This window comes from Wolbachia endosymbiont of Drosophila aff. chauvacae BK-2020, assembly GCF_032848195.1.
GTDB lineage: Bacteria > Pseudomonadota > Alphaproteobacteria > Rickettsiales > Anaplasmataceae > Wolbachia > Wolbachia pipientis.
Genome location: NZ_CP136586.1, coordinates 444,613 through 464,981, shown reverse-complemented (window position 1 = coordinate 464,981; position 20,369 = coordinate 444,613). Strand labels below are relative to the sequence as shown.

Below are 20,369 nucleotides of genomic sequence, written 5' to 3'. Positions count from 1 at the left end.
TATTTAGCTGAGAAAATCAAGTTTTTGTTTTTCTGCTTTTGAGCGTTGTAAGAGATTTTACCGAAAATAGCATTCATGATGGGGATGTACACATATGACCTTACCCAGAAAAAGTGGAGAGAAAGTTTGGAATGTTTTTTACAAAAAGAATGATGCATCAAATTGTTCTGGAATGCAATAGTTAATAGTGACGTTGTTTGTTATAAAAAATTTCTATGTATTCAAATATTGCAGTTCTAGTTTGTTGAGCAGAGTGTTGTGAAGTATCAATAAGTATTTCTCTTTTCAATGAGCTAAAGAAGCTTTCTGCAACAGAATTGTCGTAACAACAGCCTTTATTACTCATCTATATTCTTTACAGCTAAGAGATATTGATACCCTTGCGCAGTATATTGTGAACCTTGGTCACTGTGCAGCAGTAGATTTTTAACAGGTTTACGCCTATTAATGGCCATTAATAAAGAGTTCATAACCAATTGTTTATTTATTGCACTACTCATTAACTACCATACGTGAGAATTATTGCTGCCAAATATAGCCATCCCTCCTTGGTTTTGATGTAAGTAATCCCATACTTTATTTGGTTGATCAACAATAAAGTTTTGATCTAGTATATTGGGAGCTACAGCTCTATTATCTGTTTGTTGTTTTTTAATTTTAAACTTTCTTCTCAGTATAGCCCTGATGTCATTTTTCTGCATAATACTTTGCACCGTTTTCAAATTGCAACTTTTACCCAAAGCCTTCAATTCAGCATGAATTTTAGGAGCTCCATATCTACATTTAGAAACTTGATATATTTTTTGAATAGCTGCGAGTAGCTCTTTATTTGCTGATTCTCTACTGCTTATTTTTCTTGTGGTCCACTTATAGTAGCCACTAGCAGAAAATCCTACATAATTCCTGTACTTTATAGCAGTTACTATATAAAAAAATATTTTACTCTTTTTGACTGGCCAGGGCTTTTTTTTAAATGTCTCTTTCCCTTGTTACTCTTGCTTTGTAAATCAAACCTCTCTTTGTCGTAAGGAGCCATGTTACCTCTACCTGGAAATGCATCTGCTGCCGACTTTTTTTCGTTGTGTTTCTTTATCCATTTTCCTAATAAACCACCCTTTATTCCTAAATCCTTTGCTGTTTTTGTAATTGTTTGACCTGCCTTTCTTTGTTCATTTGCCAGTTTAACAGCTTCCAATTTGAATTCTGCTGTATATTCTCTTACCATTTCTAATCCTCCAAAATTTTATTTTACCCAAAAAAACTCTTTTCTTTCTCTCCACTTTTTCTGGGTAAGGTCACTATTTCTTAAGTAATTTACACTTCAGAGTTTATCTGCTTTAAAGTTTACTCTATTCTGTTTCAGCATTTGTCATAAATCCTTAATTATTTCTGACTTTTTAGTTCAGTTTTTAACCATTCTTTCCTTAACTTAATGGCAGTGACAATAAGCCTATCTATCATTCTGATGTGATTTCAGTTTTGTTTACGTGCAAACTCTCTAATCCCACCTTGTAGTTAGGATAAATTAGAGAGACATTAAGATCTTTTTTAATTTTAACATTACTTACTCTCTTTGATCCTAAATAAAAACTCTGTGCATAATCTGGTAACTCAATTGGTTCTGGAGGGCTAACATTGAGAAGTTTGGTCGCATATATTACCACTTCAGATTGTGTAGTGGGTAAATCGTCTGCACAATTGTATATTTCACCAGGTTTTATGTTTTGCATGGAAGAAAATAAAATATTTGATATATCTTCAACGTGAATACGAGAAAAAAAATGCCCTTCTTTTTTCACATTCCTTGCTTTGCAAAGCTGCAAGTCAATTAACACGTTCCTACCAGGACCGTATATTCCAGCTAAACGAAAAATATGTACAGGCAATCTGCTATTCAGCCACCTCTTTTCAGATCTAAGGCGCTTTTCTCCTCTGATTTCTATAGGTTTTGTTTCAGATTCCTCATTCACCCAATTACCAGAGTGATCACCATAGACGCTAGTTGCAGACAAATAACCGAACCATTTTACATTTTGCAGGCAATCACCGTATCTCTCCACAACATCATCGCCATCTGGAGGAATAGAAATTAAAACGTGCGTTGCGCTTTTAAGCAGATCTTGACTAACTTTCTCATAATTAAAGAGGATTACATCTTGTATATTTTTACTTCTTGATGTGCCACTGACTTTCCAACCTAAGTTCAGTAATTTTTTCGATAAAAATTTAGCTACATATCCATAACCAAAGCAAAACAAGTGCATGAAAATTAATTTTTAAAATTCTTCTTGATAAATTCTACTCCTAATTTTATTCCCTCTTCATTAATAATATGCCCTAATGCATGAATTGGGTGTCCTTCAACATTTACTCCATTTTCTTTCAGAGCTTTAACCGCTAAGTCGAGGGACGAAAAAGGTACCACGTCGTCAGCATCACCATGGATAACACATATGTTAGGTTTTGATTTGACCTCTGGTGCAGTTTTTGAAGGTGAAAGAAACTTACCAGAGTATGCAACAACTGATGCACAGGATTGAGAGCGGGTGAGAGCTGTATGTATTGCAAGCATTGCTCCTTGAGAAAATCCAACTAAAGAAAGTTGCGTATCTTTTAAATTAAGCTCCTTTAATTTTGTATCAATGAAATGATTTACAATTGATGTAGCATTTTTTACTCCATTATATAGCGCTTCCTCACTACGATCTTCCAAGCTGAACCACTGATAACCATCACCTATTTCTCTTTCAAACGGAGCATTGGGTACTGTAAAATATGAACCCAGTAAAAACTTGCTCATAACTTTAGCAAGGTGAATGAAATTATCGCCACTTGAGCCCCAACCATGTAAAAAAATAATCAAATTTTTCTTATTTCCGCCTGCACAAATTTCTGGGCCTTTAAGTTCAATCATTTCTTTTCCTTTTGCGTTTATATTTTTATTTAACACTAATTTTCAAATTTGTAAAACCAATGTGCAATTACGTTCCCGATACTACAGATAAAGTGACTTAGGTTCATCGACGATTTGAAAAACCGTCATTCCGCTACTCGTTAGCGGCTGAGATACCGCGAATGAATCGCGGTATGACGTAGGGAAAACCTTAGCTATAAACCTCAGAAATAAGAAAACAAACTAGAAAAAATACCTCACTATAACTGCAGCCTTAAGCAACGTACCTTATTTATTTACGAAAACTGGTATAAACGCTATGCAAGTAGCTACACTACTTGCATGACATCAACAATTGACCTCGACTTACCGTCCAACTAGAAAGTTGTATATAGAATGACAGAAATCCAGATGTTATTTACTTACTTTCGATCTTTTCTATCAATTTTTTAACTAAACCTCTTAGCTTCTTACTGGATTCATCAAGCTCTTGAATTTGCGAGCTGCGCTCTTTCATTAGTTCCTTATAGTTACCTCTTATGTAGTCAATCATTTCCTTCATCTGAGCAATCATCTTGTTAGCATCCATGCTGTCCAAATCAGGTATCATGTTAGGCATAGCGCCTTCTAACATACCGCCAGCCATAAGCTGCTGAGATATTTGCATAAATGGTTTTAAAGTCTGATTAAGCAATTCAGGATCCTTGGCTAATTTTTCTATTTGCTCTTTGCAAGTATCCATATACTGCTTCATAAATTCATCTTCTTGCACTTTACCTGTCATAATTACACCTACTTGAAAATATCGATTCTTTATTATATATTGTTTTTAAATTAAAAACAATACAAAATACTCATCACAATTGCATTAATACTTTTTAAATAATAAAAAATGCTCCTTTGCTTATAAAGGGTCACATACTTTCTTTAACCACTCCTTATCTTTGACGCTATTTTCTAAGTTTTTATAGACAAATTGATGGTAGCCATTTATCCATTCAATTTCATCCTTAGTAAGCATTTGCACATTTATTAGTCTTCTATCATATGGAATAGAGGTCAGTTGTTTAAAGTTTAAGAAGCCGTTTTCTTGTCTGTTGACATACATCAGATTTTCAATCCTTATTCCATACTCTCCCGGAATGTAATAGCCAGGTTCGTTGGAAAGTATCATCCCTGGCGTGAGTTTCACTTTATTACTTTTTGATATTGCTTGTGGTCCTTCGTGTACTGATAGGTAACTTCCTACTCCATGCCCTGTACCATGCATATAGTCCATTCCAAATTTCCATAAATGCGTACGTGCCAATATATCCAATTCTCCACCAGTAGTGCCGGGGGGAAAGACGACACTTGCTATAGCAATGTGAGCTTTGAGTACTATTGTATAGTGGGTTATTTGCTCATTGGTCGGATTACCAACTACTACAGTTCTTGTCACATCAGTTGTGCCGTCAAGGTACTGGCCACCAGAGTCAATCAAATACAGTCCATCTTTCTGAATTACTTTATTCGTCTTACTGCTTGCACGATAGTGAATTATTGCCCCATTCTCATTAAATGCAGAAATTGTTGGAAAGCTCAATTGTTTAAGCAAATTCTGCTCTTTTCTGTATTCTAAAATCCTTTCTTCAGCTTCAAGCTCTGTACCAACATTACTTTCAAGCCAATGTAGAAAATTTGTAACTGCCACTCCATCTCTGATGTGCGCATTTATAGCCCCAGCTATTTCAGTTTGATTTTTTACTGCTTTATAAATTAAACAAGGATCCTCTCTTTCAGCTACCTGTTTATCTTTTATTACAGCCATGATACTCATTGGAGTTGTGTTTGGATCTATAACTATTGAATTTAGCTTGTGCAGCGAATTTTCTAGCTCACTGATATCAAAAATATTTATATGATTGCCTAAATTTGCTTCTATAGTTGAATGTTCTTTATCTTGAATAAACAAATCAACATTACCGCTTTTATACAATATAGCACGACCCAATATACATGGAGTATATTTAGCATTTTCGTTTCTTAAATTTAATAACCATGAAATTGAATTTGGATCAGTTAAAAGCACTGCTTCAGCTTCTTTATCTATACTTTTAGCGACTTTTTCACATTTGTCCTTACTACTTTCACCAGCATATTTAATAGAATGTAAAACCACTGCTTGTTTTCGATAGTCACTTTTTTTTCCAGCTAAACAGGGTATTAATTTACAGATATTCTCATACTTTCTTATATCTTCCATGGTAAAATATTGCAAATAATAACCTAGTGAGGCAGTCGATGTTAAGTTTGCTTTTATCCATTCGCATGGATCCTCTTCTTGTATATTATATACTTGAAAATTGCCCTGATCGAGCTGATTGTGAGCTTGTGTGATATAGCGTCCATCTGTAAAAAATTGGCACTTGTTGTTTTTTGTGACAATAAGCAGCCCATTTGTTCCTGTGAAGCCACACAGCTTTGTTAGCTCCTCTGAATACTCATTTAAATATTCGTCTTTAGTATGTAACACAAATGCATCAACGTTTATTTCGTGCATAAAAGAACGAAATTCTTTGATTTTTGACATGGAATGCCTCACGCAAAACTAGCAGCTACTTTCGTTTTCCTGTTTCTCAAATACACTAATATGCTCACTATCGCTGCGGGAGTGATGCCTTGTATTTGCTTTGCAATGCCAATCGTCGCTGGTTTTATTGTTTGTAGCTTTTCTATTACCTCACTTGACAAGCCTTTAACTTGTGAATAGTTGAAGTTGATTGGAATTTGAGTGTTAATTTCCTCTCGTAAAAACTTCATATCTGCTTCTTGTCTTATTAGGTAGGGTTTATATTTTGCTTCAATTTCAACCGCTTCGCATATTTCATTCTTAGCTCTATTATCCGCTTTGGTGTGTCCCATTTTGCCATTCCAGCGCGTGACGCTGCTTAACTCCGGCCATATTTCTTGTAATTTATTCCAGTCGATGTTTGGATAGCTAAGTAAATCTAGTGCCGTTTTTCTTATCCCATCATAAGATATTTTGATACCATAAGACCTAAGCTGCTCAGGAGTAATCGTCAGACTCCCTAACTTCTCTTCAAGCTGCTTAATGGATTCAAGTTTATTCTGTAAAACAGAGTATCTCTCATGCGAAACAAGGGAAATATCATAACCTTTTTGTGTTAATCTTCTATCTGCATTGTCTGACCTGATAGCTAGCCTATATTCTGCACGCGAGGTAAATAATCTATAAGGTTCGATCACCCCTTTGATGACTAGATCATCTATCATTACGCCGATATATGAGTCTGTGCGATGAAGAACAAAGCTTTCTTTTTTTTCAGATGCAGAAAGTGCTGCATTGATCCCGGCAATAATTCCTTGCCCTGCTGCTTCTTCATATCCAGTGGTGCCATTAATTTGGCCAGCAAAATATAGGCCTTTAATTTTCTTAGTTTCAAGAGTATGAAACAGCTCTCGTGGGTCAATATAGTCATACTCAACTGCATATCCAGGCCTTAGTATTTCTGCGTTTTCAAGTCCTTTGATACTCTTTATCATTTCACGCTGCACTTCAATAGGCAATGAATTTGAAATTCCGTTCGGGTATACAGTATCATCATCCAGGCCTTCTGGCTCTAGAAATATTTGATGACTACTTTTTTCTGCAAATTTATTAACTTTAACTTCAATTGATGGGCAGTATCTTGGTGCTATAATATCATCCAAATACGAAGAAGCTGACCTGTGCAGATTCTCTCTAATTATTTTATGCGTGTTTTCATTAGTATGGGTAATAAAGCATGATACCTGAGGTTGGTTAATTTTTTCTGTGAGATAAGAAAACGGCACAGGTGGATTATCACCCACTTGTTCTTGCAATATTGACCAGTTTATAGTGCCACGATCAAGCCTCGGTGGAGTTCCAGTACGCAATCTACCTAATTTAAAATTATATTTCTTCAACGTATTTGCAAGTTCTACTGCAGGCTTATCTCCCATTCTCCCTGAAGGAGTTACCTGCTCTCCTATATGAATCACACCCCGCAGAAAAGTCCCTGTAGTTAGAACGACTTTACTTGTCAGTATATGCTCCCCTGAGCTTGTTATTACAGCTTTAATGCACAATTCTCCATTGTTATTACTCTCTATAAGAAAATCGTCAACCGACTCTTCTTTTACCGTCAAATTATTATAATTTAGAATAATTTCCTGTATTGCTTGCTTGTATAATTTTCGGTCTGCCTGTGCACGCGGGCCCCATACTGCTGCACCTCTGCTGCTATTTAAAATGACTGAGTGTATACTTGCTTGATCGATTGCTCTTCCCATTATTCCATCAAGAGCGTCAACTTCCCTGACTACAACGCCCTTTGCAACTCCTCCGATTGCTGGATTGCAGGACATTTCCCCTATAGTTGAAATTTTATGAGTTATAAGCAGCGTGTTTGCACCAAGGCGAGCTGCAGCAGCAGCAGCTTCGCACCCTGCATGACCACCACCTACTACTACTACATCATATTTATGCATGCCTTCTTGAGTAATTCTTACTCTACTAATATTCTAACTATTAGCGGTTAATGTCAAATTTTACAGTAATTAACTATTTCAATCATCAGTGGCCAATGTATAGCTAACTCACGTCATACCGTCACGGTATCTCTAGATCCCGCTAACAAGCAGCGGGATGACGGTTTTTCAAATTATCGGGTTTTAGTGGGGCGAGCGACCAGGATCGAACTGGCGACATTCAGTACCACAAACTGACGCTCTACCAACTGAGCTACGCCCGCCAAGATATAAAATTTCTAACATAAGAGCGCAAATAGTCAATTGATTATTTAACTCTCCTTTTGCAGAGGGTTTTAAGTTTAGCCAATAAATATTTTCATTGATACTTTTACCATTATAGTTAATTGTATTGACACTAATGAAGTAGTGGTATGTTTAAAAGTATTTTCACATTTAGTTTTTTTACGGCTATTTCAAGGATCTCAGGGTTAATAAGAGATGTATTGATTGCTACGGTTATTGGTGCGAACTCTCTTGCAGACATATTTTTTTCTTCGTTTCGTTTTGCCAATCTATTTCGAGCATTTTTTGCAGAAGGAGCGTTCACTACCTCATTCATACCATTATATTCGACAGAATCATATGATAATAAAAAGGCATTTAATTTTGCAAGTAGTGTAATATCCATTACGTTTATTATCTTAGTAATTTTTTGCCTTATCATGCAAACTTTCTCCCCTTATATGATTCAAATTTTTGCTCCTGGATTTGACCAAAGTAAGTTTACCCTTACTGTTACTTTATCAAGAATTATGATGCCCTACATAATCTTTGTTTCAATTGCATCACTTATTGGTGGAATGCTGCAAGTAAAGCAGCATTTTGCTTCAACAGCTATTGCACCAATCGTTTTGAATCTCTGTTTAATCATCAGTTTGTTTGTGCCTTACGTAAAAACTCCAGCGCACAACCTTTCTATAGCTGTCCTTATAGGAGGAATTTTCCAGCTACTTTTGATACTATTTAGTGCATACAAGTTAAAGGCAGCTTTTTCTTTTAGCCTTGAATTAAGCAATGAAGTAAGGTTATTTTTTAAGCGTGTGATACCTGCAATTATCAACAATTGTGTAACTCAAATAAGCTTATGGATTGATACAATCATGGCGAGTTTTATACCAAATGCGGTGTCCTATATATATTATGCCGATAGACTAAATCAACTACCGCAGGGAATAATCGGTACTGCAATTGGTACAGTGCTTCTTCCTTTAATTTCAAAACAGGTGGATAATACTGAAAATATAGTCAAAATACAGAACAAGGCTCTCAACATAGGATTAATGTTAATTATGCCAACAACTGCTGCCTTTATCATTATTCCCGACATAATTTTACTTACGCTTTTTTCTTACGGCCGGTTTGATCATTATGCAGTGCAGCAAACTGTTCCCACTTTAATAGCATTTTCTCTTTCTTTACCTGCATTTATTATAAATAAAGTATTGCTACCTACATTTTTTGCTAAAGGCAATCTGAAAATACCAACCATATTTTCGCTAATGTGTCTTGGAATTAATGTAGTGCTAAACCTTTTGTTAATGAACGAGTATCAGCATACGGGGATTGCTATTGCTACTTCCGTTTCCACTTGGATAAACTCTATTCTATTAATTAGTTATTTAACAATAAATAAAATGTATAAGGTTAGCCAAGCGTTATTGTTAAATGTCATGAAAATTTTTGTAGCAACGGCAGTCATGTCAATAGCCCTTTATATTTTTAATTCTTTGTTGGCAGGATTATTTTTTGATAAAATGTTGGCTCGTATTGTTTATTTAACGACTTTAATAGCTTTGAGTGTTATTGTTTATTTTGGTATTCTCTATTTAATATTTAAGGGAAACTTTAAGCATGTGTAAATTATGAGACTTTCTTTATATGCTATATTATCAATCTCACTGCTATTAATTCTCATGCATGTTGCTGCAACTTTTAAGGATTGGAGTGGCTACAGGAAATATATCATAAAAGAGTTAGAGAAGACGTATGATGCTAAAGTGCATATTGGGGGAAAAATTAAAGTTTCGTTGATTACCCCAAAGCTCACTATTTATAATGTATACGTACAATACAACGAAAATAAAGAGCAAAAGTTGTCAGATTTAATTAGTGTAAGAAAAATTGAAATAAGGCCATCATTCCTATCGTTGTTTTTATTTTCGTTGCAACCAAAGTCAATCACATTGTTTGGCATGAAAAGCAACAAAGAAAATTTACTTAATATTACAAATACAAACGCCAGTGGTAACACAGTCGATATAGTAATAAAAGACAGCCAAGTAAGTTTCAAGAATGATTTCGCTGATATTGTTAACATAAAGGAAGTTGCTGTAAAAAAAAATAAGCAGTTTTTTGGTAAAGTAAAGGTAGGTGATAATAATTACGATTTTTCAGGAAAGGTTAATATCACAAAAAGGAATGTACACATTAGTGTTGAATCAAATTTTGTAAATTTGCTATTTACAGGTAATAGAAATCAAGAAGAACTCCAGGGTAATTTAACATTAACAATTAATAACAGTTCCGGTTCTGTGAGTGATTTAGCAAAAATCATTAATCTTAGCTTTCTCTCTTGTGTTATTCCTAGCGAAAATATCAAGATATCATCCAATATAAGTCTTAATGAAAGTGAGTTTACGGCAACTGACTTAAAAATTGATTCCAAAAGCATGCAAGCCAGCGGTACAATACAAAATGATAGAAAAGGCAATCACACTAATTTCAATATTAGCTTCAGTAAAGTTGATTTAGATTCCATACAAAATGATTCACAAAGAACAATGAATATGAAGGATCTTCTGGAATGTTTTAGAGCAGTTGTGCCAAAGAACTTGAGCTTAAATTTTAATATGGAAGCTTCTAACATTCAATATCAAAACAAAATATTGGACAATTTCCGTGCTGTACTAAAATCCACTGATGGCAAAGTAAAAGTTAATACGCTTCTTAAATTTCCTGGAATCAATAATATATCTTACTTATCAGGAGAGATCTCAAACAATAATGTCCTATCTGAATTCAACGGTGATTTATTAGTCGAAGGAAATGATTTTGAGTCATTCATTTCATGTTTTTTCCCTTCTATAAAGATGAAAGAAAACCAGAAAAATCAATTTACACTAAGTTCTAAACTGCACCTTGCACCAAGAATATTATCTATCTCAGACATTAGACTGCTAAATAATAAGGAATCCTTGCAAGGATCAATTAGAGTAAGCCACACAAAAAAACGCAGTGTGATCGATGGTGAATTTAGCATGCATAATCTTGATGCAGATAAATATGATCATTCATTATTTAGCAGTTTACCTAAAATGCAATGGCTGAAAAATTTTCAGTATGATACAAATATAAAGGCCCGTGTTAATAACCTTACATTGAATGATACGAAAATTAAAAATTTGGATTTTTTGCTGAAAATGGAAAAAGGTAAGCTAGTTGCAGATAAAATAAAACTATCTGGAGAAGATTTCGATATTACCGGTAATGCAAAAATATTAGCAGATCAAAAATACGCCAAACCTTTATTAGATGTTAACCTTACGGGCAGTAAATTTAATGGAAAAATTATTACATTACCAAATTTAGTAGAGACGAAAAGAAATTCAAGAAATGAGATAGATCAAATTCAATGGTCAACAAAGCAGCTTGATTTTTTGGATGATAAAGAAGGCTTTGATGCAAATGTGCAAATCAATACTGCAGAATTTAAAACCGAGCAGAATGTTTTAAAAGATTTTAATTTGGATGCGGTAATGAGAAACAACGCTATCACTATCAGGCAGGCAAGTTACGTATTAGAACGCGGGCAAGTGTTTTTTCAGGGTTATTTAAGATCAGACTCAATAAATACAAGATTTTCTATTGTAAATTTGGACACTAAAAAGATTGGTAAGGTTATAGGAATTGACAATGTAAATGGTCAGGTAAGCTTAAATGGTGAAATCAAAACTCAAGGAAAAAGTTTTCATGATTGGGCTAGTAACTTATCAGGAGATGTAAACTTACAAGCGCAAGGAATAGAAGTTACTAATGTAGATTTCAATTCATTTATCACTAATTTGTTAAGCAGTAAGAATAAATCTGAAATTTCCACACTTGCTTATGTTGATATATATAATGGCAAGACATTTTTTGAAAATATTAGCGGAAAAGCAAGTATTAAGAGTGGTATATGTTCAACTAGTTTACAGTTCGGGATTGATCAAGCATCAGGATCGATCTCTTCTAATTTAACCTTATCTAACTTCGCTTTAGCTTCTATATTCAGGTTCTTTTTCATACCACCAAATTATAGTAATCCAATCTATATCGATATGCATTTGGATGGCCCTATTTGGCGTCCTAAGATGAGTTTTGATGTAGACCAAATCTTCATCGCTCTGGTTGGCAAGAAAAATAGTTAATTTACTTAGGTGTACGGTTTAGGGGACAATAAACTCATCTGAACGGATACAAACTTAACCTAACTCATCACCACCTGGCAGTGGTGGCAAGCCAAATGCTTCTCTCTTTTCGTTGAGCGTCATGAAGCTTGCGTTTTCTACGTATTTCCACAACTTTTGTCTTTTTTCCATGAGAATTTCTATTGCATCTTTGTCATACGATAAGCACAGATCTTCACCAAATCTTGGTGTCAGCCAAGAATTCAGGTGACAGATAATATTTTCTAGCGTTGGTAAAACCGTCTGCTCCCAGAGGGATAAGCGTGCTTCGACTAAATTGCTATAAGTGTTATCACCCGGTATGCCAAGCAATTGCGGTGGAACGCCAAAAGCTAGCGCAATATCACGAGCTGAGCTGTGTTTGGACTCAATAAAATCCATATCCCTTGGCGATAAGCTCATTTCTTTCCACTCTAAGCCTCCTTCAAGCAATATCGGTCTTCCAGCGTTTATAGAACCTGAATAATGATCATTTATCTGCGCTTTTAAGCGTTGGTACTGCTCTTGACTTAAACTTCCACCACTTCCATCTTTTGCTGATTTTACAACTATTGCACCACTTGGTCTTGCCCCATTTTGCAACATCGCTTGATTCCAAGCACCCGCCTGATTATGTTGATCTATGCTATATGCAGCTGCCTCAATTGGTGATAACCCATACCAATCATTCAAAGGATTAAAGGTCTTTAAGTGCAACACTGCTGAACATCCAGTTAGTTTATCAACTTTAAAGTCATAACTGTTGTTATTTATGGTATAACGATAGATATAAGGAACGTTATTTCTCCCTGGAACAATTTCAACCCTATCGGGGCGCAGAAGATAAAGCTCTGTTGGTGGTTTTCTACTATTCTGTGACTCAACCATCAATATATAAGAATTGCCGTTAACTAACCGATAAGTTACAATCCCCTCAATAAATTCCGATTTTGATGTCATTGGATTAGGAGAATAAAGTAATTTCAGTAATGGATGGGCTTTTAATTGCGATTTTCCCTGTTCAGTAAGCTGGCAGAGAGTAAAAGGTACCGAAGATGCAGCACTTGCAATCATATTAATTGCTCGAAAGGCAATAACATTTTTTATGTAACCTTCCTCAGCAAAACTTACATAATCACGCTTACTCCAACTTGGCTCCATCATTAGCTGCAAAGCAGAATATTTAGTAAATACTGCGCTTTTTTTTCTTTGAAAAATATTGAGATTCATATATGCCTCCTAAAAAATTGAATTTGTGGTAGAATTATATCAATTGGTGTCACAGGAAGGATATACTAACGTACGAACATTATGTTTGAGAGCAATCTCTACACAGTAGTTAAATGGCAGGCACAATAAGGGGTAGCAAAAAGAATGAGCTTTTTTTTTGAGCTGAGCGAAGCCACCTAAGGTAGAAAATGAATCAGGAAGGAGTAAAAATATATTTAATATTTATATGATGTACTTACTTATAAATATCTTTTCTGTGTCCTATCTCTGTGATAACCACTTCATATTTTATAATATTTACGGAATAGATAACGCGATAATCACCTACCCTTAATCTTCTTTGTCCTTTAAATCTGTAATATAATGGCTCACCAAGGTTAATGGGATCAACTGTAAGGCGCTTATTTATCGCATTTATGATCCTTAATCTTATTGTTTTTGGAAGAGCTGGAAGGTCTTTCTCAAGAACGCTTTCTATGAAGATAATATTGTATTCCAGTCTACATCCTCACTTCTAATTTTCTTTACACCTGAAACATTACGTTTAGCAGCACGCTCAATTAGTATTTTATCTTCCTCATTTTCAATTGCTTCTTGTATTAGCTTCTCTGTTAGTTCTTTAATGGACTTATTTCTTATTTTAGCCAGTCCAGCAAGACACTCTGAAATTTCGTTGTTGAAAGTTATGCTAAATTTTGAGTTTGCCATATATTTTACCTAAAATCTACTAATAATTATACAACATTTTTCTGAATTTTTCAATAAAAAAAGTTGCCTATACGTAAAGAGGACCTGTGTTGACAAATAATTAAACATTTGTCATGTACTATGTTTGTTAAGGAGAAATAGCACAGAAGTTAGTATTAAGTATATTAGGAATAAGAAAGGCTGCGCCCAGTGTCACACACTGGAATAACAGGAAAAAACGAACTGCTATACTAAAAAAAAAGAAATAGAATATGACAGAATGGCTAATATCTAATCAGCTTATTGATTATAACTGTGCTGTAAAATCCATGGAAGAGAAAATTCAACAAATTCACAATAATTCAGCAGACGAATTGGTATGGCTACTCCAGCACCCTCCACTTTATACTGCAGGAATCAGTGCAACAGCTGATGATATTGTTGAAAAACTATTTCCCATATATAAAACAGGAAGGGGTGGTAAACACACATATCATGGTCCAGGACAGCGCATTATATATTTAATGTTAAACCTTAAAAAAAGAAACAAATGCGATATAAAGCTATATATTAGAGATCTAAGTAAGTGGATCATAAATGTTTTAAAGCAATTTAATATACTTGGAGAGTTTAGAGAAGATAGAATAGGCATTTGGGTAAACCATAACGGAGTAGAAAAAAAAATTGCAGCTTTTGGTATTCGCTTAAGAAAATGGGTAACTTATCATGGCATAGCGCTTAACGTCTTTCCAGACCTCTCTCACTATAAGGGTATTATTCCTTGTGGGTTGCAAGGTTATGGCGTCACGTCAATGGAAGAACTAGGAGTGAAAGTTCCACTCTCTGAATTGGATGATATACTAAAAAAAGAGTTTTATAAGATATTTTAATGATTGTTTACCTTTTATATTTCATTCTCACTTTATGTGCTAACACAGGTATTCATGCAATGGACCAAGTTGATATTATTGCTCCTTCCTCCAAGGGAAAAGAATCAGATCTGACTACTATAAAAGAATATGTAGAAGCTTTGGATTTTAATCCCCATATTTCGGAGAAAATATATAGTAATGATAACCCATTTTATTCCAACTCTGATGAATTCAGAGCAAATGATTTGGTTAGTGCACTAACCGGTGATAGTAAAATAATCTGGTGTATCAGAGGAGGAGAAGGGGCTTCTCGGTTAATTCCCTATCTAGAAAAGTTACCCAATGATAAAAAAGAAAGGATTGCTCAAAACAAAAAGATCCTCATAGGCTATAGCGATATAACTGCCTTGCACATCCATCTACAAGCTAAATATGATTGGCAAACTCTTCACGGCACCATGTTGGAAATGATAGTAAATAACTCCGTTTCTGAAAGCTCTGTTGAAAAATTGAAAGAGTTAATTCTTAACAAGCGGGATTCTATCAGATTTGATAAGCTAAAGATGATAAATAATGGCATTAGACTAAAAGATGGCAGATTAAAGTCTAAAATCATCGGTGGTAATATGACTTTAGTTGAAAACAGTATAGGAACTGTTTGGCAAATAAATGCGAAAGGTAAAATTCTATTTTTAGAGGACATAAGAGTCTACCCATACGCAATAGAGCGCAGTTTAGATCACCTAAAACAAGCTCACATCTTTGATGGAGTACATGCAGTAATCTTTGGGGATTTCGTTAACTGCTATAACGATAACCTTGTTGAAGTTGTAAAAGAAAGGTTTGCAAAAAGTGTTAACTTTCCTGTATTTACTATGAAAGGGGTAGGCCATGGACATACAAATGATCCTTTACCTTTTAACACTCACGCTATTATTAGCGTTCAAGACGAAAAAGAAGGTTTGTTTTTTATGGACGTGCAGAATGTTAGCTAATCTTATAGCTAACGCGAGCTCTACGTCATACCGCCGCAGTATCTCTTAGCCGCTAACACGTACTTAACCGTCATACCGCGATTCATTCGCGGTATCTCATCCGCTAACAAGCAGCAGTTCTACGTCATACCGCCGTGGTATCTTTTAGCATAGATCCCGCTAACACGTAGCGGGATAACGAGCTTATCGTCATGCTGCCGCGAACCGTCATACCGCCACGAACTGTCATACCACCACGAACCGTCATACCGCGATTCATTCGCGGTATCTCTAGATCCCGCTAACACGTAGCGGGATGACGGTTGTCAGGGTGTCATGCAAGTAGCTGACTACTTGGATCTGGTAGGCTTAAATCACAATGCCCGTAAAGCTGCGACCCTAGAGCTACTATCTCTCACCCACTGCAAATATTGCACGGTACTATCCACTTGATCATCGTGTCGAGTTTCAGGAAACATTAAAATCTCATACTCAAAATCGTTCAGCCATACTGCTTGGTGCGGCAGAAAAACCTTGCCAGACTCTATAATCGGAACAATTTGATAAAATCGAGTGAGTTTGTCATCATGTGGTACTATTTCGATAATTGGTAAATCACTGTTTGTCTTTAGCTCTTGCACCAATTGCTGACCACTTGTTTTTGCTTCGATTAAAATTGCGTGCGGTGTCCATCTTGCAGCTAGTGACAGAACTTGCTCTTTAAGCTTTGGATACTCAAGCTTTGCGCGATATACATCGAGTAAATAGAATGTATTGCCCACTTTTGTCCAGGTGGTGCAGACGCTAAAGTTGCTCATGCTGCTTGTTGAAACTGCAGTGTCCCAGCTCTGAGTGACATATGAGAGACTATCAGAAAAATTTCTATAGCGCTTCAGCCACTCTCGTTTAATTATACCACTTGAAAGTGGCAGAGGGTTTTGTTGATATTGTGCAGCAAAAGCGTAACTTCCAAGTTCAACCTTTATCATCTCAACTTCTTCTTTTCCTCCATCGAGGGGATATAGCAACTGACCTTCTTCTCTTGAGTATAATATTACGGGTGGTGTCATTCTAGCACTTGATGCTGTAATCCAGCTTTTGTACTCATTTGTAGTTACTCGGGTGACAGGAACAAGAAAAGGAGGCGCCGGCTTTTTGATTGAATAGATAATCTCCTTATTTTCAGATATCATCGGTAAACAAGTATGGTTCCATATGTTTTTCGGTTTGGAGAGAAGGTGCCCGGTTAAATCTTCTTGATGTAGCCTATGCATCACAAGAACAATTACTCCTTTTTTTCTATTGTTGAGCCTGGCTACTAAAGTCTGGTCAAACCAATTTGTAGCACGCTTTCTAAACGTTTCACTCAAAGCTTGGGCGGGACTCAGTGGATCATCCACGATGATGAAATCACCACCTTCACCTGTTAACGTCCCTCCAACTGACGTTGCGATTCTGTATCCTCTCTGCACTGTTTGAAATTTGTATTTGGTATTCTGATCTTTGGATAGTTCTACCTCTGGAAACAGCTCTCTATACCAACTAGACTGCATTATGCATCTTGTATCGAGCGAGTGCTTTTCGCTAAGCAGCCGAGAGTAGCTTGCAACTATTATTCTTGCAGTTGGCTGATTTCCCAGTATCCATGCGGGCCACGCAACACTAGCGCACAGGGACTTCATTGAACGCGGAGGCATATTGAATATTATTCGCCTCATTTTGCCAACATTTGCCGCTTCAAGTCTGTCTGCTATGACTTTTATATACTGATAATCATTATACTCACACCCCGGCACTACCGTTTGAAAACACAGTTCAATGAATTTTAGAAAGTTCATGATATAATGTTGAAACCAACGCGTGACGCTGGGATGACAAAAAAAGGAGCATTGAAGGCTATAGGTGAGACGTTGCGGTATCTCTAGATCCCGCTAACAAGCAGCGGGATGACGAATTACTTAACCATCATTACACCGTCATACCGCGATTCATTCGCGGTATCTCAGCCGCTAACAAGTAGCGGAATGACGAATTACTTAACCATCATTACACCGTCATACCGCGATTCATTCGCGGTATCTCAAAGCATAGATCCCGCTAACAAGTAGCGGGATGACGGTTGTCGTTTAGCTATAAATATTAAGAAATTTACCAAATAAAAAAAAGGCAAAAGAAGCCCCGTGGTTGGCTAATTACTTACATTATACTTTCAAGTATGGCGTTTTTTTATTCTAAACGCTTAATAACCGCGATTTAGCTGCTTTTTAATGCAACTAACCTTTAGTCATAAATGTTTAAGAAATTTACTAAACAGAAAAAAAGGCAAAAGAAACCCTAGGGTAGCTAATTATTCACTATCCATTTTTTAAGTTGGCGTTTTTTGATATTTTAAATGCTTTATAAGCGCATTTCAGCTTATATTAGGTAAAAACCTAGAAATTTTATAAAGACATAAGATGCACATAGTGCAAAAAATTAAACATGGGACGCCAGATACGTGAGTTTTTTTGTCATTTAATCTGTACAGAGAAGATAAATAAATAGCTTCAGTTTCATGATAAGGGGACTGGCAAGGCTTGTCAAGCAAGTTTTTTGCAATATCAGGGGATAATTTCGACCATAAATCCCTATCAATAAATTTTAACAAAAATACTTTAGTGCATTTTCAAATATAAGCATTCCATCGCCATATTTTGGCACAGCAACACCTAAACGCTTGCTCTTTTCTTTTTCAAGGGGCCAATTATCTTGCTGGGTAAAAAATATTCCCCTTTCTGGATGGGGCATTAAAGCTAGCACTCTTCCACTTTTATCTGATAAAGCTGCTAGGTCGTATGTAGATCCATTCGGATTGTAAGGAAATTGTAGGTTAGCATAGTTGCCATTTTTATCAATGTAACGTAATGCGGTGGAATTGCTCTCAATCAATTGGTTCAAAATATCTTGATCCATAAAAAATTTGCCTTCCCCATGAGCAATAGGGAGATATAGTTCACTCAGACCCCGTAGCCAAACAGAATTACTCTTTGAATTAACTCTCACTCTAATCCAACGGCATTGATAATTGCCTATATCATTATGGATTAAAGCTAGACTAGAGAATTCTGGAATTAATTTTACTAATATCTGACAACCATTACATATTCCTATAATCAGCTTGTCCTGAGATAAAAACTCTTGAAACTCATCCAACAAGTTGTTTTTAATACGTAAAGCAAACGCATTACCAGCACCAGTGTCATCACCATAGGAAAAACCCCCTGGAATTGCAAGTATATTGGTTAATTTCAGTTCACCTGGATTATCTATGATATCGTTAATGTGAACGATTTTTACTTCAATATTACCAATACCAAGTTTTCTGCTGCATTCCATAAATGCAAATGCAGTTTCTTTTTCGCAATTTAAGCCATAACCAGATAGGACTGTGATTTTCATGAATTGCTAAAAATTAAAAAATTCGAATTTCCTTTTTACAAAATTTGCTACTAAATTTAACGCAAATAACACCAATAATAAAGCTATAATTGCGATAGCAGCAAGTTCAACAAATGCAATTTCAGGATTGCTTGACCATATGTATATTTGCACAGGTAGAACAGTCGCCGGATCGAAAAAGGACGTAGGTGTATCAGCAATAAATGCCACCATACCCATCATAAGTAAAGGAGAAGATTCACCTAAAATCCTTGCAATTGCAAGCACAGTACCATGTATTATTCTTGGTAACGCAATCGGTAAAGAGTGATCTAATATCACCTTGATGTGAGGTGCACCGAGCGCAAACGCTGCATCTTTTATCGTAATAGGAACATTCGCAAAGGCATTTTTTGTTGCAATTATAATATTAGGTAACATCATAAATGAAAGAGTCATTCCACCAACAAGTGGTGAAGAGCGTGGTAGCCCAAATATGCCAAGATAGAGAGTTAAGCCCACTACACCAAATATTATTGAAGGCACTGCAGCAAGATTATTTATGCTAATTTCTACAATATTAGTCATTAGCCTATTTTTAGGCATAAATTCGTAAAGACAGATGCCCGACATAATTCCTATTGGTAATGCTAATGCTAGGCACACTATAATTGTCATTAATGAACCGATAAACGCTCCTAAAATCCCTGCATTTTCAGGTTCACGAGAGTCAGATTTAAGGAATAAAGACTTATTAAAAAATTTTTTCACTCTCCTCTTTTCTTTTAGCCAATCAAGTAATTTAGCATAACGATCATTCAAATATTTATCTTTATTTATTGAATTAATTATACTTGACGCGGTAAACCAGATCTCATATTCACCACTACCTTTTACTTTCTTACGAAAAAATTTCTCTAGTTCTTTGTAAGAATTACGACTTAAAATTTCGTCACCGTCTTTAAAATCAGTTCCTCCAAACACCTTACGTAAAGAATCGTTGAGTAAGCCAATGGACTTATACCGCAAATCACTAGGATTACTCGCCAAAGCAAGATCAGCATTTATTTCAACTGGCAATAAAATTTTCGTTACTGTTAAGGCACTGTAAGAGTTAACCAATATACTGAGCAATATACACACAGGACAGCCAAGTGAGATAACTAGTGCCGTGAAAGAACAAAAGCGTAGCGCTCTGTTCTTTTTATTTTTCCTTTTTATACGAGCATGTACACGCCTTGACTGAAGTAATTTAAGGAATTTTTTCTTTATACTCATTTACTTTTCTTTACACGAGGATTTGAAAAAACTTTCC

The 20,369-nt window shown here is 35.6% G+C and carries 15 protein-coding genes, 1 tRNA gene and 1 pseudogene; 4 read left to right on the top strand and 13 right to left on the bottom strand.

The features are described 5' to 3' along the window. Nucleotides 1-138: 138 nt before the first annotated feature. The 7 genes and pseudogenes from R0F62_RS06745 to R0F62_RS02370 form a co-directional block, all read right to left on the bottom strand. Nucleotides 139-1,225: pseudogene (locus tag R0F62_RS06745) on the bottom strand (IS3 family transposase). A 232-nt stretch (nt 1,226-1,457) separates the two neighbouring features. Then, entirely contained in the window at nt 1,458-2,264 is an 807-nt protein-coding gene (locus R0F62_RS02395; RefSeq protein ID WP_274979249.1) for an SDR family oxidoreductase, read from the bottom strand. 5 nt (nt 2,265-2,269) lie between these two features. Beyond that, nucleotides 2,270-2,914, bottom strand: a complete 645-nt coding sequence (locus R0F62_RS02390; protein ID WP_316660070.1) for an alpha/beta hydrolase — start codon at nt 2,912-2,914, stop codon at nt 2,270-2,272. A gap of 397 nt (nt 2,915-3,311) precedes the next feature. Next, entirely contained in the window at nt 3,312-3,677 is a 366-nt protein-coding gene (locus tag R0F62_RS02385; protein WP_274979247.1) for a hypothetical protein, read from the bottom strand. A 120-nt stretch (nt 3,678-3,797) separates the two neighbouring features. Further along, nucleotides 3,798-5,465 (bottom strand): aminopeptidase P family protein, encoded by a 1,668-nt coding sequence (locus R0F62_RS02380; protein WP_274979246.1) that lies wholly within the window; start codon nt 5,463-5,465, stop codon nt 3,798-3,800. Between the two features lie 8 nt (nt 5,466-5,473). Next, nucleotides 5,474-7,408 carry a tRNA uridine-5-carboxymethylaminomethyl(34) synthesis enzyme MnmG gene (gene mnmG / locus R0F62_RS02375; RefSeq protein ID WP_010962983.1) on the bottom strand — a complete coding sequence of 645 codons (1,935 nt, stop codon included), beginning with the start codon at nt 7,406-7,408 and terminating at the stop codon, nt 5,474-5,476. A 187-nt stretch (nt 7,409-7,595) separates the two neighbouring features. Then, nucleotides 7,596-7,671 (bottom strand) — tRNA-His (locus tag R0F62_RS02370). A 150-nt stretch (nt 7,672-7,821) separates the two neighbouring features. Here R0F62_RS02370 and murJ point away from each other — a divergent pair. Continuing rightward, nucleotides 7,822-9,309, top strand: coding sequence for a murein biosynthesis integral membrane protein MurJ (gene murJ, locus R0F62_RS02365; protein ID WP_010962984.1), 1,488 nt, complete (start codon nt 7,822-7,824; stop codon nt 9,307-9,309). Nucleotides 9,310-9,312: 3 nt separating this feature from the next. Further along, on the top strand, nt 9,313-11,856 hold the full coding sequence (locus tag R0F62_RS02360) for an AsmA family protein (RefSeq protein ID WP_274979244.1): 2,544 nt from the start codon (nt 9,313-9,315) through the stop codon (nt 11,854-11,856). A 54-nt stretch (nt 11,857-11,910) separates the two neighbouring features. Here R0F62_RS02360 and R0F62_RS02355 read toward each other — a convergent pair whose 3' ends face one another. The 3 genes from R0F62_RS02355 to R0F62_RS02345 all read right to left on the bottom strand — a co-directional run bounded on the left by R0F62_RS02355 (nt 11,911) and on the right by R0F62_RS02345 (nt 13,812). Then, nucleotides 11,911-13,104, bottom strand: coding sequence for a phage portal protein (locus tag R0F62_RS02355; protein ID WP_010962986.1), 1,194 nt, complete (start codon nt 13,102-13,104; stop codon nt 11,911-11,913). Between the two features lie 235 nt (nt 13,105-13,339). Next, on the bottom strand, nt 13,340-13,513 hold the full coding sequence (locus R0F62_RS02350) for a type II toxin-antitoxin system RelE family toxin (protein ID WP_231115917.1): 174 nt from the start codon (nt 13,511-13,513) through the stop codon (nt 13,340-13,342). Between the two features lie 65 nt (nt 13,514-13,578). After that, nucleotides 13,579-13,812, bottom strand: coding sequence for a DUF6290 family protein (locus R0F62_RS02345; RefSeq protein WP_010081986.1), 234 nt, complete (start codon nt 13,810-13,812; stop codon nt 13,579-13,581). A 251-nt stretch (nt 13,813-14,063) separates the two neighbouring features. Here R0F62_RS02345 and lipB point away from each other — a divergent pair, with 251 nt between their 5' ends. Both lipB and R0F62_RS02335 read left to right on the top strand, forming a co-directional pair. Then, on the top strand, nt 14,064-14,681 hold the full coding sequence (lipB, locus tag R0F62_RS02340) for a lipoyl(octanoyl) transferase LipB (protein WP_010081985.1): 618 nt from the start codon (nt 14,064-14,066) through the stop codon (nt 14,679-14,681). Beyond that, nucleotides 14,681-15,658, top strand: a complete 978-nt coding sequence (locus R0F62_RS02335; RefSeq protein ID WP_010081984.1) for an LD-carboxypeptidase — start codon at nt 14,681-14,683, stop codon at nt 15,656-15,658. Before lipB ends, R0F62_RS02335 begins: the two co-directional genes overlap by 1 nt. A gap of 353 nt (nt 15,659-16,011) precedes the next feature. Here the strand turns inward: R0F62_RS02335 and terL are convergent, their stop codons facing one another. The 3 genes from terL to pstA all read right to left on the bottom strand — a co-directional run bounded on the left by terL (nt 16,012) and on the right by pstA (nt 20,332). Then, a complete protein-coding gene (gene terL / locus R0F62_RS02330) occupies nt 16,012-17,475 on the bottom strand; it encodes a phage terminase large subunit (protein WP_274979243.1) in 1,464 nt (487 codons plus the stop codon). A gap of 802 nt (nt 17,476-18,277) precedes the next feature. Beyond that, nucleotides 18,278-19,075, bottom strand: a complete 798-nt coding sequence (locus tag R0F62_RS02325) for a phosphoribosylformylglycinamidine synthase subunit PurQ (protein ID WP_274979242.1) — start codon at nt 19,073-19,075, stop codon at nt 18,278-18,280. A 6-nt stretch (nt 19,076-19,081) separates the two neighbouring features. Further along, nucleotides 19,082-20,332, bottom strand: coding sequence for a phosphate ABC transporter permease PstA (pstA, locus tag R0F62_RS02320; RefSeq protein ID WP_316660040.1), 1,251 nt, complete (start codon nt 20,330-20,332; stop codon nt 19,082-19,084). Nucleotides 20,333-20,369 lie beyond the last annotated feature (37 nt).

Coding starts and splice junctions, on each gene's coding strand:
- R0F62_RS02395 (WP_274979249.1), bottom strand. CDS start 2,264: ATGCACTTGTTTTGCTTTGGTTATGGATATGTAGCTAAATTTTTATCG.
- R0F62_RS02390 (WP_316660070.1), bottom strand. CDS start 2,914: ATGATTGAACTTAAAGGCCCAGAAATTTGTGCAGGCGGAAATAAGAAA.
- R0F62_RS02385 (WP_274979247.1), bottom strand. CDS start 3,677: ATGACAGGTAAAGTGCAAGAAGATGAATTTATGAAGCAGTATATGGAT.
- R0F62_RS02380 (WP_274979246.1), bottom strand. CDS start 5,465: ATGTCAAAAATCAAAGAATTTCGTTCTTTTATGCACGAAATAAACGTT.
- mnmG (WP_010962983.1), bottom strand. CDS start 7,408: ATGCATAAATATGATGTAGTAGTAGTAGGTGGTGGTCATGCAGGGTGC.
- murJ (WP_010962984.1), top strand. CDS start 7,822: ATGTTTAAAAGTATTTTCACATTTAGTTTTTTTACGGCTATTTCAAGG.
- R0F62_RS02360 (WP_274979244.1), top strand. CDS start 9,313: ATGAGACTTTCTTTATATGCTATATTATCAATCTCACTGCTATTAATT.
- R0F62_RS02355 (WP_010962986.1), bottom strand. CDS start 13,104: ATGAATCTCAATATTTTTCAAAGAAAAAAAAGCGCAGTATTTACTAAA.
- R0F62_RS02345 (WP_010081986.1), bottom strand. CDS start 13,812: ATGGCAAACTCAAAATTTAGCATAACTTTCAACAACGAAATTTCAGAG.
- lipB (WP_010081985.1), top strand. CDS start 14,064: ATGACAGAATGGCTAATATCTAATCAGCTTATTGATTATAACTGTGCT.
- R0F62_RS02335 (WP_010081984.1), top strand. CDS start 14,681: ATGATTGTTTACCTTTTATATTTCATTCTCACTTTATGTGCTAACACA.
- terL (WP_274979243.1), bottom strand. CDS start 17,475: ATGAACTTTCTAAAATTCATTGAACTGTGTTTTCAAACGGTAGTGCCG.
- R0F62_RS02325 (WP_274979242.1), bottom strand. CDS start 19,075: ATGAAAATCACAGTCCTATCTGGTTATGGCTTAAATTGCGAAAAAGAA.
- pstA (WP_316660040.1), bottom strand. CDS start 20,332: ATGAGTATAAAGAAAAAATTCCTTAAATTACTTCAGTCAAGGCGTGTA.